Annotated in this window: 13 protein-coding genes; 9 read left to right on the forward strand and 4 right to left on the reverse strand. The window is 62.9% G+C overall.

Features of this window, described 5'->3' with window-relative positions; genetic code table 11:
* Nucleotides 1-47 precede the first annotated feature (47 nt).
* Complete coding sequence (locus tag F4Z81_02625; GenBank protein ID MXW03943.1) at nucleotides 48-1,145, reverse strand: mandelate racemase/muconate lactonizing enzyme family protein; 1,098 nt, start codon at nucleotides 1,143-1,145, stop codon at nucleotides 48-50.
* A gap of 147 nt (nucleotides 1,146-1,292) precedes the next feature.
* Entirely contained in the window at nucleotides 1,293-2,132 is an 840-nt protein-coding gene (locus F4Z81_02630) for an MBL fold metallo-hydrolase (protein ID MXW03944.1), read from the reverse strand.
* Between the two features lie 178 nt (nucleotides 2,133-2,310).
* Between F4Z81_02630 and F4Z81_02635 the strand changes: the two genes are divergently transcribed.
* On the forward strand, nucleotides 2,311-2,970 hold the full coding sequence (locus F4Z81_02635) for a protein-L-isoaspartate(D-aspartate) O-methyltransferase (GenBank protein ID MXW03945.1): 660 nt from the start codon (nucleotides 2,311-2,313) through the stop codon (nucleotides 2,968-2,970).
* A 35-nt stretch (nucleotides 2,971-3,005) separates the two neighbouring features.
* Here F4Z81_02635 and F4Z81_02640 read toward each other — a convergent pair whose 3' ends face one another.
* Nucleotides 3,006-4,013, reverse strand: a complete 1,008-nt coding sequence (locus F4Z81_02640) for a hypothetical protein (GenBank protein ID MXW03946.1) — start codon at nucleotides 4,011-4,013, stop codon at nucleotides 3,006-3,008.
* Between the two features lie 338 nt (nucleotides 4,014-4,351).
* Here F4Z81_02640 and F4Z81_02645 point away from each other — a divergent pair, with 338 nt between their 5' ends.
* The 8 genes from F4Z81_02645 (at nucleotide 4,352) to dgoD (ending at nucleotide 14,036) form a co-directional block, all read left to right on the forward strand.
* Nucleotides 4,352-5,266 (forward strand): SMP-30/gluconolactonase/LRE family protein, encoded by a 915-nt coding sequence (locus F4Z81_02645; protein ID MXW03947.1) that lies wholly within the window; start codon nucleotides 4,352-4,354, stop codon nucleotides 5,264-5,266.
* Nucleotides 5,267-5,293: 27 nt separating this feature from the next.
* Nucleotides 5,294-6,850, forward strand: a complete 1,557-nt coding sequence (locus tag F4Z81_02650) for a D-aminoacylase (protein MXW03948.1) — start codon at nucleotides 5,294-5,296, stop codon at nucleotides 6,848-6,850.
* Nucleotides 6,851-6,871: 21 nt separating this feature from the next.
* Nucleotides 6,872-8,674, forward strand: coding sequence for a M3 family oligoendopeptidase (locus F4Z81_02655; protein ID MXW03949.1), 1,803 nt, complete (start codon nucleotides 6,872-6,874; stop codon nucleotides 8,672-8,674).
* A 43-nt stretch (nucleotides 8,675-8,717) separates the two neighbouring features.
* The gene (locus F4Z81_02660) at nucleotides 8,718-9,467 is read left to right on the forward strand and encodes an NUDIX domain-containing protein (GenBank protein ID MXW03950.1); all 750 of its coding nucleotides are present in this window, start codon (nucleotides 8,718-8,720) and stop codon (nucleotides 9,465-9,467) included.
* Nucleotides 9,468-9,525: 58 nt separating this feature from the next.
* Nucleotides 9,526-10,932 carry a sulfatase-like hydrolase/transferase gene (locus F4Z81_02665; GenBank protein ID MXW03951.1) on the forward strand — a complete coding sequence of 469 codons (1,407 nt, stop codon included), beginning with the start codon at nucleotides 9,526-9,528 and terminating at the stop codon, nucleotides 10,930-10,932.
* Nucleotides 10,933-11,069: 137 nt separating this feature from the next.
* On the forward strand, nucleotides 11,070-12,065 hold the full coding sequence (locus tag F4Z81_02670) for a Gfo/Idh/MocA family oxidoreductase (protein MXW03952.1): 996 nt from the start codon (nucleotides 11,070-11,072) through the stop codon (nucleotides 12,063-12,065).
* Between the two features lie 26 nt (nucleotides 12,066-12,091).
* Nucleotides 12,092-12,889: a sugar phosphate isomerase/epimerase gene (locus F4Z81_02675; GenBank protein MXW03953.1), complete on the forward strand. Its 798-nt coding sequence runs from the start codon at nucleotides 12,092-12,094 to the stop codon at nucleotides 12,887-12,889.
* Nucleotides 12,890-12,932: 43 nt separating this feature from the next.
* The gene (dgoD, locus tag F4Z81_02680) at nucleotides 12,933-14,036 is read left to right on the forward strand and encodes a galactonate dehydratase (protein ID MXW03954.1); all 1,104 of its coding nucleotides are present in this window, start codon (nucleotides 12,933-12,935) and stop codon (nucleotides 14,034-14,036) included.
* 40 nt (nucleotides 14,037-14,076) lie between these two features.
* Here dgoD and F4Z81_02685 read toward each other — a convergent pair.
* Nucleotides 14,077-14,559 (reverse strand): sugar phosphate isomerase/epimerase (locus F4Z81_02685; protein MXW03955.1); only part of this gene is annotated, 483 nt, incomplete at its 5' end.

Raw genomic sequence — 14,559 nt, forward strand, 5'->3', positions numbered from 1 at the left:
GATCCGGTGTTCCAGGATCTGCTAGCAGCGCAACTCGTGGTTATGGATCAGGCCGCCGCCGGGTCCACGCGATGTTCCTCCACGACGCTGGGTTCCAGGCACAGGCCGAGGCCCGGACGCCCGGGGGTATCGATGCGGCCGTCTACAACCTGTTCCGCGGGCGTGACAAGTTCTTCGCGCCAGGGCACCTGTCCCCAGGCGTACTCGAGAATGAGAAATCCGGGATGAGAGGCCATGATCTGTACGTGGGCCGCAACCGCAACCGGACCGAAGGGGCCGTGCGGCGCGGTCAACTGACCCCTGCTTTCGGCGATCGAGGCGATCTTCTTGAGTTCGCCGATGCCGCCCGCGATGGTGACGTCGGGCATGAGGACATCCATGGCCTCGGGATCGAAGAGGGGCCAGCATCCCTCGATGAGCATGGCTCGTTCCCCGCCGGCGATACGCCACCCGGTTTCCTTTCTGATCTGCCGGTAGCCTTCCAGGTCCCGCTCCCCCACCGGCTCCTCAAGCCAGTACAGTTCGATCCCGCGCAGCCCATCCGCGATCCGTCGGGCTTCATCCAGCGAGAAACGGCCGTAGCAGTCGAGGAGCAGATCGATATCCGGACCGACAGCCTCCCGCACGGCGTGCACGCACTCCAGTCCGTGGTCGATCAGCCCGTCGCCGTCGCCGAATCGGCCGTCGAATGGTGCGATCTTCACCGCGGTGTGTCCGTCCGCGACGGCGCCCGTGGCCTGGCGGACGAAGTCGTCCGGCGTGCCCTCCAGCGCGGCCCTCGTGACATTGGCGTAAACGGGAATGCTGTCGCGGCACCTGCCCCCGAGCAGGGCGTGTACCGGGACGTCCAGTGACTTCCCCAGGATGTCCCACAGGCCTTGTTCGAATGCACACAGGGCGTGCACGGCGGGCCGATCGTCGGGACGGGGTTTCAACTGCGCCGACAGTTGTTCGATCCGGCGCGGGTCCTTCCCGATGACCTCGCGCTCGATTATCCGCAGTGCGGCCAGGACCGCCTGCCTCGGCGCCGAGGGATTGAGCTCACCCACACCGTCCACGCCATCGTCGGTCCGGACGTGCACGAACACCCAGTGATGCTGTCCGTTTACGTCTACCGCGTCGAGTTCGATGCCGGTTATGCGCATGGCACGTGCTTCTCTATACGCCGAAATTAACCGCGGTCCGGGGAATCGAGAAGGTCCGCCGGGACCCGCCGCGGCCCGCCGCGGTCCGTCGCGTCCCCATGAGCTTCGGATGTATACCGGGATCAGGGGCTGAGGTGCACCCCGGCCTCATGGGCTGTACACGGTGGACTGGTTGTACGAAATGATGAGGGGTTCCGGCCCGCCTTCCGGCAGATGGGTAGCCCATTCTCGCGGATCGTAGTCCCGCTCCACGAAACAGGCGTAGTGGGCGGGCACGGCGGTCTTCAGTCCGAGGGAAACCGCGATGCGGGCCGATCCGTCGAAGAAAGGGAATTCGCCCTCGTTCGGGTGGTTGGTCAGAAAACCGATCTGCGGCCGCAGGTCCCGTACAGGTGCGAGCAGGGATTCGTGGTCGGCGAAGGTATTGACCGGGTCGCCCGATATATAGACGCGCACCGGTCCCATTTCGACGACGTAACCCAGGTGCTGCACGTCGGGCGGTGCGATACCGTCCTCGGGCAGGCCCGCCGGGGGCTTGGCCCACACCGTGTGCGCCTTCGAGGACCCCATCTCGGCGGTGTCGCCAGCCGTTACGACCGTCATGTTCCCGGCGTTCAGCCCCGCTTCCTTCAGCGCGTTTATGCTTTCGATGGGGCCCACGTAGCTGACCTGCGGCCAGGCGGCGGAAAGGCGCTCCAGGGATTCCAGGCAGGTGTGATCACCGTGGTTGTGGGTCAGCAGCACGAAGTCGGTCTTCAGGGTCCTTTCGTCCAGGGGAGGCCGGGTATGGACGAAGCGGTCCGCAGGCCTTTCACGGGGGTTATAGGGATCGACCTGGATCACCGTGCCGTCCGGATGCTTCAGTCCGAAAGAACTTTGTCCGAACCAGTGGATGCCCACGCTTCCGGCGGGCACTTGCAGGTCTTCAAAGGGATGCATGCGGGAGGTCCTTTCCGAGCACAGCCGCTCAAAATGTCCGTTCTTCATGGGCTAACAGGCACCGAGGAACTTAGTGATTCGGCGTGATCGTGTCAAGCGGGGCACGAGGTTCCTTGCTGTATCGTACGCGCTGCGGGATACGTTACGATTCGTCCGGAATCAGGGTCGCCGGACTACCTTGATTTGCCTTGCTCCAACCGGGTGGCCCCTGTAGACTGAACGGACCATGCTGCTATCCCGATTGTTCAAGAAAATCGAGTCGGTTGTCGTCCCCGTTTCATCGCAGGAACGGATGATCGAGGAGCAGATCCGTGGACGCGGTCTAGACGAGCCCAGGGTGATCGAGGCCATGCGCGCCGTGCCGAGGCACCGGTTCATTCCCGAAGCGTACCGGTCGCAGGCCTACGAAGACTGCGCCGTGTCCCTCGACCTTGGACAGACCGTGTCCCAGCCCTACATCGTGGGGCTCATGACCCGCCTGCTCGATGTGAGCGAAACGGACCGGATCCTCGAAATCGGCACGGGATCGGGCTACCAGACGGCGATCCTGGCCCGGCTCGCACGGTCCGTTTACACGGTTGAACGGTTGTCCGTCCTCGGTGCACGGGCCCGGGAGACCCTGGAATCCCTGGGTTACGATAACATCTATTACCGGATCGGCGACGGTTACGAAGGGTGGACCGAGCATGCACCTTTCGACAAGATCATGGTGACGGCGGCGCCCGGTGATCTCCCCGAGAAGCTGTTTCGCCAGTTGAAGGACAAGGGGAACATGGTCATTCCTATTGGCGAAGAGCTGTATTCCGTGACGCGGTCGGGAGAGGAGGCAGTGAAGGTTCACCACGGCGGCGTGCGGTTCGTGCCCATGGTGGAAGATGGGGAGTAGGGGAAGAACGGCTGTATCGGTTTTTCAAAGGCAACTCAGGCGGCGCCCAGCACCTCGCGGGCGGCCAGCGTGGTCTCGCGGACCTGTTCCAGGGTACCCATCCCGAACATCGAGGCCGATACGCCGATCTCGTTGAAGACATACTCGAACGCCTTTTGTCCGAGGTAGCGGCCGCCGGCCATCGGCTTGATGGCGATGACGGGTTTGGTGGCCTGTCTGATGGCGTCTATGGCCACGTCGCGCGTGGGGAACATGAAGGTGCCCGGGGCGTTGACGGTGGTCAGATAGCCGTCGACAGGGATGTCCTCGGCCTCGAGCAGCGGTAGAGTGACGCCGGCGTGATGGATGCTTGTTATCACGGTGTCGAAACGTTGGCGCAGGAATCCCAGGTACTCTCGGATCAGGTCGAAGCGCCCGGTCATGGCGAGCAGATCTATTTCGGCGCCTGGATCGGCGACGAGTATATCGCACCCGGCGAAGAAACCCAGGTACTGCTCAAGGACGCCGTAGTCGATTTCGAATCGTGCGGCGTCTTCTTCGGTGTACGGCGGTACGGTTTCCGGGGTGACGATGCCGTCGAAGGTGTCGCCCAGGTTGTAACGGATGATGTCGTCGCGGTGGAAGTGATCGCGGAAGGCCTGACCGGCAAGGGCTTCGTTTCGGCCGTAGAAGGTCGAATGGGCGCGGTCGGAGTAGGAGACGATCTCGCCGTCGAGCGTCACCGGAATCAGGATGTAGGCCACGATGCCCAGCTGTGTGGCGGTCTGTTGCTCGGTTTCCCAGATGGCCTGCAGATGCAGCCGGTCGAGCCTGGGCAGCATGTGATCCACCTGGACGGCCGTGATGCCGCCTTCCTCCACGGCATATCGAAGCACGTCGGCTACCGACTGGACCCGGCTGAAGGTGCGGTAATTCTCCGCGTCCCGCGCCTTGTTCTGGTAGGAACAGCCGTCGTAGGGGTGGATCCCCATGATCAGGCGCGGTACCTCAGCCTGGCCGATCCAGGCCGTGGGGACGCCGCAGCCTTCCAGGTAGGTTTTCATCGTTACAGGATCCCGGACTTCGGGTTTGATCCCACAAACATCGGTTGATGATTTATCAGAAGAACATTTCAGGATCAGCCCAATATACACCTTCATTTACCGGGAATGCAAGGCCTGGCCGCCACACCACACACGTTACCGGAATCCCACTGCAACCGCCCGGTTTTTAAAACCATGTCCCGCCTTGACCCTCGTCGTCTTTTGGTATATATACTTGCAATCCCGCCGATAAGTCCATCCCCGGCGGTATCGTACGCGTACATTTCAGTGAAGCGACACGACACAGAGAAGCAGCACGACTTGTGCGGCCTTCGAGTTTGTTCAACCGGAACAATGCCATGATGGCGACCATTGAGAAGATCGCGGAAGTCGAGGCGATGGTGGGTGAGGGTCCGGTCTGGGATCCGGACAGCAGGACGCTGATCTGGACTGACATCCGGACCGGCCGGTTCTTCACCTATGACCCGGCCACGAACCAGAACCGCCAGGTGCACGACGGTTTCAACGTCGGCGGGTTCGCCTTCAACGAATTCGGAGGCCTCGTGGCCTGCATCTGGGACGGGGTCGTGCTTTGGAAGTCGGACGACGAGTGGGTGCGCATTTTCGACGAGACCCATGAGGGAGAACCGCTTCGCTTCAACGACGTGACGGCCGATCCCGACGGGCGCATGTTCGCCGGCTCCCTGATCGACGGCGGACTGGGAAAACTGTATCGTTTCGATCCCGATGGCAGCGTGGAAGTCATCGAAGAGGGGATCGGGTGCAGCAACGGCATGGGGTACTCGCCGGACGAATCGATCATGTACTACACCGATTCCGCCGTGCGGACGATCTACGCCTATGATTACGACCGGGCGACCGGTTCCGTGTCCAACCGGCGCGATTACGTCAAGCTGCCCGACACCGCAGGGGTGCCGGACGGAATGACGGTGGACGCTGAAGGTTTCGTCTGGACGGCCGTCTGGTTCGACGGATGCATCGTCCGGTTCGACCCCGACGGCGTAGAGGAGCGGCGCATCGCGTTGCCGGCGATCCAGACTTCGAGCGTCATGTTCGGCGGTACGGACCTGACGGATATCTACGTGACTACCGCAGGGACCTCGCTGGAACCTGGCTCTCCGCTCGATCCGATGGACTACGACTGGCAGGCCTACGGCGAGCATTACCGCGGCGGCGGACTGTTCCGCGTGCGCCAGGACATCCAGGGAAAACCCGAATACAAGGCCCGTTTTCCGTGGCCGGACAGCTCCTGACAGACAGCACCTGACAGACAACCCTGAATGGAGGAATGCGTGGCCTTCGATGTCGTCATTCGCGGTGGTGAGGTAATCGATGGTACAGGCAAGACCGACCGGTACCGCGCAGACGTGGGAATACAGGACGGACGCGTGGCGGAAATCGGCGATCTGTCGGAGGCCGAGGCCGCCCGGACGATCGACGCCGGCGGCCATGTCGTCTGCCCCGGATTCATCGACGTCCACGTACACTCGGAGAATTCCCTGCTGGGCGGCCGGGACCAGATGGGCGGACTCCGGCAGGGCGTGACGACCCATTTGCTGGCGCCGGACGGCTTCGGCTGGGCCGGCCTGACGCCTGAAGAAGCCCTGCCCCTCTGGCATTACACGCAGTTCGCCTACGGCGAGCCCCTGGAGCCGGTCAACTGGCCCACCATTGAGTCCTACCTGGACCTCTTTCCGGGCCGCTCACCCGCCAACGTCTATCCCCAGGTGCCGCACTGCGCCGTGCGCGTCAAGGCCATGGGCTGGGACCCGTCGCCGCCCACGCCTGACCAGCTGAAGGTCATGGAAGCGGAGACCCGCGCCTGGATGGAAGCCGGCGCCGGCTGCCTCTGCCTGGGACTGGATTACCAGCCCAGTGCCAACGCGCCCTTCGAGGAGCTGGTGGCGCTCTGCAAGATGGCCCTGGAGTACGATGGGATCTACGCCGCTCACCTGCGATACCAGATCCTGGGGAGGGAACAGGCCTGGCAGGAGATCATCGACCTGCACAGGGCCAGCGGCATTCCCGTGCACGTTTCCCACGAACGCGTCGACGACATGACGGATCGGATCCTGGACCAGGCCGTGAAAGACGGGGTGGACATCACCTTCGAATCCTATCTCTACCCGGCCGGCATGACTCACATCACCATGCAGCTGCCCATGTGGGTGCAGACGGGCAGTCCCGACGTAGTGCTCGAGCGGATGCGCCAGCCGGATACCCGTCGCAAGGCCCTCGAGTATCTGAAGTCGACGAACCTGGCCGACCGTCAGTACATCGGCTATACGCGTTCCGGTCGTTTCGCGGGGATGACCCTGGGCGAGGCCGCACGGAGCGTGAACAAGACGAACGAGGAATTCGCCTACGACCTCGTGCTCGATGAAGACGGCATCCAGGCCTTCGTCATGTTCTGGCCGGTATCGGAAGCGGAAGTCGACGCCGTGCTGAACCGGACGGCGCCCCATCCTCTCATGATGGTCGCCAGCGACGGCGTCTATGACTGCACCCATCCCCATCCCCGGGGCCACGGGTGTTTCGCACAGATGCTCCGTAAATTCGTTCGGGAGCGCGGACTGCTTTCCCTGGAAGAGGCCGTTTACAAAATGAGCGGCTTTCCGGCGGAACGTTACCGGCTGAAAGACCGTGGCGTCCTGCGCGATGGCGCGCCCGCGGACGTGGTCGTCTTCGATCCGCATACTGTGGCCGACCGGGCCACCTTCGAGGCGCCGATTCAGCCTCCCGACGGCATTCCCCACGTCTTCGTCAACGGCCTTCCGGTCATCGAAAACCACGAGCCCACGGCCCACCGCCCGGGCCAGGTCCTGCGCAGAGGATAGGAAGGGACGCGTTGTAGAAACATGGATTGGGATCTGGCTGCTTACTTTCCCGCATTCGACGGACCGGAGATGCGCCGTTTCAAGGCCGACCTCCGGGACGACCTGGACACTCTGCTGGCCGATGCCTCGGGCACGGCAGACTTGAATCCCCGTAACCTGGAAGCGTGGGAGCGCATCGTCCTCTCCTTCGAAGACACCGTCACCCGGTTGCGTCACCTGGGCTCCTACGTTTCCTGCATTACCTCCGCGGACGCGAACAACGACGATTTCGCCGCGGAGGAGGGGGCATTGAGTCTGATGGACGCCCAGTTGGCCAAGATCCTCGTGGAACTTCAGCGAGGATACAAGTCCTCTTCCGAAGAGGTTTTTGAAGCGTTCACTTCCCGCCCCGCCCTCCGGGACGCCCGGTACCGTATTTCCCGGATCAGGGAACAGTCCCGGCATACCATGTCCACGGAGGAGGAACACCTGGCGTCGGACCTGGGCGTGGACGGGATCGAGGCCTGGGGACGGCTATACGACCGGATCTCGGGCAAGCTGACTTTCGAGATGGCCTATCCGGATGGCAGGCGGGAGCAGGTGCCCATGGCGCAGCGCCGCGCCCTGATGGAACACCCGGACCGCCGCGTGCGCCGTGCCGCCTTCGAGGGGGGCAACGAGGCCTGGGCGTCGATCGAGACCGTGCCGGCCGCCGCGTTGAACGCCATCGGAGGCACGCGGTTGACCCTGTACCGCCATCGCGGGATGGACCATTACCTGGACAAGGCTCTCTTCCAGGCCGCGATCTCAAGGGAAACGCTGGACGCCATGTTCGAAGCGGTTTTCGCGGAAATCGACGTAGCCCGCGATATCCTGGCGTACAAGGCGCACCTCATGGGCGGCGACACACTGGGATGGTACGACCTCTCAGCGCCTTTGACGGTGGAGCACCAGGACGAACCTTCCTGGGAAGATGCCAGGGCACTGGTGCATCGGGCTTTCGCATCCGGATATCCCGCACTGGCGGACTACACGAACGAGACCTTCGAGCAGAAGTGGATCGACTGGTCGCCCCGGCCGGGAAAACGTCCCGGAGCTTTCTGCACGGGATCTCCCCTGACGAAAGAGTCCCGGGTCTACATGACCTATAACGACAGCATGGGTGACGTGTTGACCCTGGCCCACGAGCTGGGACACGCCTTTCACGGCCACTTGATGCGGGGAGAACGCACGCTGAACCGCGCCTACCCCATGACCCTGGCCGAATCCGCTTCCACCTTCGGCGAAATGCTGCTCATGCGGGGCCTGCTGGAGGAACCGGACGTGAGCGCCGAAACCACGGCCTTCCTGTTGAACCTGGAGGCCAGCGACGGTGCGACCTACCTGTTGGACATCCCGGTGCGCTTCGAATTCGATAAGGCCTTCCATGAAGAACGGGCGGACGGTGAAGTCGGCGTGAGCAGGCTGAAGGAGCTGATGGTCGAGACCCAGCGCCGCGTGCTCGGCGACGTGCTGGATCCCGAGGGCGGCGATCCCTATTTCTGGGCGTCCAAGCTTCATTTCTACATCACGGACACCACGTTCTACAATTTCCCCTATACCTTCGGCTACCTGCTCAGCCGGGGTCTCTTCGCCCAGTACGAGAAGGAAGGTCCGGATTTCCTGCCGAGATACGAGCAGTACCTTAAACGGACCGGAAGCGATACGGCGGAAAACGTGGTGCGGCAGACTATCGGCCTGGAGCTTACGGAGCCCGGGTTCTGGTCCGATGCCATACGAGGGTTGGAAGGCGTGTTGGAACGGTTCAAATCCAGCGTGGACGAAAGCCGGGCCGTGTTGAACTAGCCGGCGTCGAGTGGACCAGGTCCGGTCCGCCAGGGAGAGCCTCATGACCGTCATCGAGGGGGAGCGCAACCGGTTCCACGGCGTGGAAGTCGACTCAGACGCCCTGCCGGACAACCCGGACGGATTCAAGGAGCGTTTGGACCTTTCGATCCGGGAATGGAAGGCAGAAGACCTCCAGGTCGCCTGGTTCAAGGTCCCCCTGGCCCGCGCCTTCCTCATTCCCGCGCTGGTGGACGTGGGAAGCGTGTTCCATCACAGTACTACCGATTACCTGATGCTGACGCTCCGGCTGGTGCAGGACGCCTTCGTGCCGTTGTACGCGACCCATTACATCGGTGCCGGCGGCGTGGTGATCAATGAGAAGGACGAACTGCTCGTGGTCTGCGAGCGGTTTCGCGGAGGACGCGCACCCTACTACAAGCTGCCCGGCGGCGCACTGCAGCCGGAGGAGCACCTGGCGGAGGGAGTTGTCCGTGAGGTTTTCGAAGAAACGGGCGTGCCGACCCGCTTCGACGGCCTGGTCTGTTTCAGGCACTGGCACGGTTACCGCTACGACAAGTCCGATATCTACTTCGTCTGTCGCCTGAGGCCGCTCCACCAGATCATCGAGATGCAGACCACGGAGATCGAAGAGTGTTTCTGGATGCCGGTGGCAACCTACATGAGTTCGGAGAACGTCAGCCAGTTCAACAAGCTCATCGTGAAGGCCGCCGTAGAGAACCAGGGATTGAAGGAAACGTGGGTCGACGGCTACGGCGACCCGGACCGTTACGAGTTCTTCATGCCGGAGTAGGTGGCGTTATAAATATTAGAATATCCATAACTTAACACACATCATCGAGGACTGACCCATGGCCAAGACCCGCCGGCGCAGGAAGAAGCATCCCAATATCGTACTGTTGGGCGTGGATTCCCTTCTGGCCGATCACATGAGCTGTTACGGCTACCACCGACAGACCACGCCCCATATCGACCGATTCGCCGAGGGCGGCGCGTTGTTCGAGAAGACCTACAGCGCCCACATCCCCACGACCAGCGCCTACGCGTCCATGCTGACCGGCCTGGACGCCTTCGGCACCCAGGTGGTGGCCCTGCGGCACAAGGGCGGCCTGCGGGAGGACGTGCAGACGCTGCCCGAGATCCTGCGGGAGCATGGATACGCGACCACCAGCGTGGGCTTTGCCGGGAACCCGTCGTCACGTGGGTTCGACAAGTACCTCGAGTATCCGAGCTGGGGAAGTTGGAACGAGGGGCGCAGCCCCAAGGCGCAGGAGTTGAACAACGTGGCCATCCCGGAACTGGACCGGCTCGCAAGGCGGCGCGGCCCCTTCTTCCTGTTCCTCCGTCACATGGACCCCCACGCGCCGTACCTGCCGCCGGAACCCTACGAGCGCATGTTCTACCACGGCGACGAGTGCGATCCGAAGAACCGGTCCATGGATCCGGTCAAGGCGTTCAAGCCATTCTGCGATTTCTTCGCTCAGTGGATGCCGCCCGGCATCACCGACAAGGACTACGTCATCGCCCAGTACGACGGCGCCGTGGCGTACATGGACGCCTGCATCCAGACGATCTTCAACGCCCTCGAGGCACACGGCATACTTGACGAGACGATCGTGATCCTCAACGGCGACCACGGCGAGACGCTCTACGACCACGAATGCTGGTTCGACCACCACGGCCTCTATGACGTGACGCTCCACGTCCCGCTCATCATCCGCTATCCCGGCAGGATCCCCGCGGGAAGCCGTATTGCCGGATACAATCAGCACAAGGACCTCGTTCCCACCATCATGGACCTGGCCGAAATCGATGCGGAGATCGATTTCGACGGTGACAGCCTGATGTCCCTGGTCGACGGCACGGTGTCGTCCTTCGACAGCGAGTTCTACATCACCGAGTGCACCTGGATGCGCAAGCACGGCTGGCGCACGCCGCAGTGGAAGCTGATGGTCGCCCTGGAGCCGGATTTCCACTTCAAGCCCCCGGTCGAGCTGTACAACCTGGTGGAGGACCCGGATGAGAACCACAACCTGGCCGATGAGCTTCCGGAGGTGGTCGGCCTGCTCAAGCGACGGATGAACAGCTGGATCCGGAAGCGTGTGCGGGAGAGCGGGAAACGCAATCCCATGCTCACCCAGGGGGACTGGCACGGGCACGAAGGCGTGGGGGCCTTCAAGTCCTCGCAGCAGGCCTACGATACCATGCATATCGGCGATCCCGACCAGGCCGCGAGCCTGCAGGCGCGCAGCCGGTGACGGGGTCGATCCGACGGGCTCGCCAGGCAGTTCGGGCAGTGTAAGCGCTTAATCGATTAGACGACGTAAGTCACGTATAGTGTGTAAGTTAACGAGAGAAATACCTGCATAGGGATTCTTTAAAGGAGCGTTAGAAGATGGGGCTGAATATTGCGGTGGTGGGCATGGGCGGCATCGGAAACAACCATGCACGGAACTACCAGGAACATGAAGCGTGCACGATCGTGGCCGTTTGCGACGCCATCAAGGACAAGGCCGACGAGGCGGCGCAGAACTACGGCTGCAGGGCATTCTACAGCGTCGGAGACCTGCTGAACAGTGGGTTGAAGGTCGACGCAGCCAGCGTATGTACGGCCGGCGTGGAAAACGGCGGGGATCACTTCGCGCCGACGATGGAATTGCTGGGCGGTGGCATCCCCGTACTGGGCGAGAAGCCCATCTCCAACGAGATCCCGAAGGCCCGGGAGATGGTCGCGCTGGCGCGGGAACGGGGTCTTCGCTACGGGATCAACCTCAACCACCGCTTCACGCCCGCCGCGCTGCGGGCGAAGGAGTGGGTCGAGGCCGGCCGGCTGGGCGAACTGAACATCATCAACATGACGATGTGGATCAACAACCCCAACGAGAGCTCGCCCCATTTCCACATGCGGGCCCTCCATCCCCATTCCATCGACGTGATGCGGTATTTCTGCAGCGACGTGGAGAAGGTGCAGGCCTTCTTCAAGAAGGGACGGGGACGGAAGACCTGGTCCAACGTCCAGGTCAACATGCTGTTCGAGAACGGCGTCGTCGGCCACCTGACCGGAAGCTACGACGCCGGCGGTAGCTATGGCCTGGAGACCTGCGAGGTCGTGGGCTCGGACGCCCGGTTCGTCATACGCGAGGCCTGCGAGGGACTGGAATTCTATCCCCGGGATTCCAGGGAGGTGGAATCCTACCAGTACCTCGGCGGTATGATGGGGTTTCCGGAGACTTTCGGCACGCGGATCACCCGCTGGATCGAACAGAACCTGGAAGGCGCGGCGCCGGAGGACATCGATGCCAAGGCGGAAGACGCCCTGCGTGCCCAGTTGATCATCGAGGCCGCCATCGAATCCTGGGACACCGATTCCGTCGTGACGGTACAGTACTAAAGGTACGATACTGACAAGGAGAGAACATGAAACTCGGCGCCAACTCGGTACTGTTCGGCGGCTACGACATGGAGACGGCCTTCAAGTATCTGGCCATGGCCGGGTACGACGGCATAGAAATGTCTGCCATCAGCGGCATGAGCGAGCATCTCGTATTGTCGGACTGGCGGTCCATCGCGCCGGATATCCGGCGCCTGTCCGACGAATACGGCCTGGAACTGCTGGCCATGGAGCAGCCGTCCCAGGACGGGGAAGTCATGGAGTCCGCGTTTCAGGCCGCGGCCGAGACCGGCATACCGATCATCAACTGCGGCCCCGGCGGCACCTCCGGAGACGAGGATAGCCTCCAGGCGACCATCGATTCCCTGGGCGGGCTGGCGGACCGGGCGGAGACCTACGGGGTTACGCTCTGCGTCAAGGCCCACGTGGGTGCGAGTATCTACGACACGCCGACGACGCTGCGCGCCATGGAGGCCATATCGTCACCGGCTTTCGGGATCGACATGGATCCTTCCCACATCCACCGCGCCGATGAGAATCCAGTCGATGCCATCAAGGCCGTGCTGCCCCGCGTCCGCCACGTACACATCCGCGACTGCAAGGGCCGCCAGGCCGGTCCCGGCGCGCCGGAGGACCAGGCCAACGGGCGGGGGGATATCGACCTGGTCGGGTATATCCGCGCGCTGCACGAAGGCGGCTATGACGGACCGCTGAATCTCGAGGTCATCGGGGCCAGGGAGTATTCACTGGAGCAGTGTTGTGTCATCGCCGCCGAAACGCGGGGACACATGCAGGCGTGCCTGCAAGCGTGCGGAGCGCGGTAGAGGATAGGGCGGTAAGACAGCAAACGAACCGGAGAGGAACACCATGAAAATCACCAAGCTGGAGACCTTCCTCGTCAAGCCTCGCTGGCTCTTTCTCAAGATCCATACCGACGAGGGTCTGGTGGGACTGGGCGAGCCCATCCTGGAGGGGCGGGCGAAGACCTGCGCCCAGGCCGTGGCCGAACTGGAACCGTACCTCGTCGGCAAGGACCCGACCCGGGTGGTCCACCACTGGCAGGCCATGTACCGCCACGCCTTCTACCGGGGCGGTCCCATCCTGACCAGCGCGCTCAGCGGGGTGGAACAGGCGCTCTGGGACCTGTCGGGCAAGGCCCTGGGCGTGCCGGTGTACAAGCTGCTGGGCGGTCCGACGCGGGACCGGATTCGCCTGTACAAGGGCGGCGGCGACCCGGCCACGATCAAGGACTGGATCGCAAAGGGTTTCACCTGTTTCAAGACCGGGCCGTTCTCGGAAAGGCCGGCCCGGATCATCGAGAACAAGACCTTTATTGACACGGCCGCCAATCATTTTGCCCGGCTCCGCGAAGTCGCCGGTCCGGACATCGACCTGGCCATCGACTTCCACGGGGCGATCAGTCCCCAGACCGCCAAGGTGCTTATCAAGGAACTCGAACCCTACCAGCCCTTCTTCGTGGAAGAACCCGTCCAGTGCCAGAACGTCGACGTACTAGCCGAAATCGCCCGGGGGACCCACCTGCCCATTGCCACGGGAGAACGTGTCTTCACCAAGTGGGGGTTCAGGGAGATCCTGGAGAAGCAGGCCGCGTCCATCCTGCAACCGGACCTGTGTCACGCCGGCGGCATCTTCGAGGTACGGCTCATCGCGGGCATGGCCGAGGCCTACTACGGCGGGATCGCGCCCCACAATCCCCTGGGACCCATTTCCCTGGCCGCCTGCCTGCAGTTGGACGCCTCCATCCCCAATTTCGTCGCCCAGGAGCACACTACACTGGGCGAGGGATACCTCAAAAAGCCCTTTGTCTTCAAGGATGGGTTCGTGGAACTGCCCACGGCGCCGGGACTTGGGATCGAGCTGGACGACGACGCCATGGAGGACCAGATCGACCACGACTGGCGGAACGGCGAGAGCTACCTGGCCGACGACGGGTCCGTGGTGGACTGGTAGGCCGGGCCGACCAGCGGGTGCGCACCGGCCAGAAACCGTGCTAAAGGGCGCGCACCAGCCTGAAACCGCTTTCTATGGCCGCCAGCGGGTCGGGGAGTCCGGGGTTCATTTCCAGGCTGACCGGGCCGTCGTATCCGATGTGGTCGAGGGTAGCCAGCGTACGTTTCAGCACGTCCCGGGTCAGGACCCCGTCACACAGGGCCCAGTGGAGATCGGATACGCCGTCGTTGTCATCGAGATGGAAGTATCCCAGCCGATCGCCCGCCCGCGTAACGGCTTCGGCCGGATCTTCCTTCGAAATCTGTGCGTGACCGATGTCGAACAGCAGGTACAGGTTGTCGTGACCCAGCCTCGTGATGTAATCGAGGGTGTCCCGTACCGTCGCCAGGGCTTTCCACGGAAAATGCTCAATACACAGCTTGATGCCGTAACCGGCGGCGACGTCGGCTAGACCGGTCACGGTCTCTCCGTACCGGCTCAGCGCTTCCGTGTCCCCCTCCTCCTCCCCCGGCAGCAGGTAGGC

This window comes from Gemmatimonadota bacterium, from assembly GCA_009835325.1.
GTDB lineage: Bacteria > JAAXHH01 > JAAXHH01 > JAAXHH01 > JAAXHH01 > JAAXHH01.

Bases quoted from the DNA above. Each gene is read 5' to 3' on its own strand.
- F4Z81_02625 (MXW03943.1), bottom strand. From the start codon at position 1,145: ATGCGCATAACCGGCATCGAACTCGACGCGGTAGACGTAAACGGACAG.
- F4Z81_02630 (MXW03944.1), bottom strand. From the start codon at position 2,132: ATGAAGAACGGACATTTTGAGCGGCTGTGCTCGGAAAGGACCTCCCGC.
- F4Z81_02635 (MXW03945.1), top strand. From the start codon at position 2,311: ATGCTGCTATCCCGATTGTTCAAGAAAATCGAGTCGGTTGTCGTCCCC.
- F4Z81_02640 (MXW03946.1), bottom strand. From the start codon at position 4,013: ATGAAAACCTACCTGGAAGGCTGCGGCGTCCCCACGGCCTGGATCGGC.
- F4Z81_02645 (MXW03947.1), top strand. From the start codon at position 4,352: ATGATGGCGACCATTGAGAAGATCGCGGAAGTCGAGGCGATGGTGGGT.
- F4Z81_02650 (MXW03948.1), top strand. From the start codon at position 5,294: ATGGAGGAATGCGTGGCCTTCGATGTCGTCATTCGCGGTGGTGAGGTA.
- F4Z81_02655 (MXW03949.1), top strand. From the start codon at position 6,872: ATGGATTGGGATCTGGCTGCTTACTTTCCCGCATTCGACGGACCGGAG.
- F4Z81_02660 (MXW03950.1), top strand. From the start codon at position 8,718: ATGACCGTCATCGAGGGGGAGCGCAACCGGTTCCACGGCGTGGAAGTC.
- F4Z81_02665 (MXW03951.1), top strand. From the start codon at position 9,526: ATGGCCAAGACCCGCCGGCGCAGGAAGAAGCATCCCAATATCGTACTG.
- F4Z81_02670 (MXW03952.1), top strand. From the start codon at position 11,070: ATGGGGCTGAATATTGCGGTGGTGGGCATGGGCGGCATCGGAAACAAC.
- F4Z81_02675 (MXW03953.1), top strand. From the start codon at position 12,092: ATGAAACTCGGCGCCAACTCGGTACTGTTCGGCGGCTACGACATGGAG.
- dgoD (MXW03954.1), top strand. From the start codon at position 12,933: ATGAAAATCACCAAGCTGGAGACCTTCCTCGTCAAGCCTCGCTGGCTC.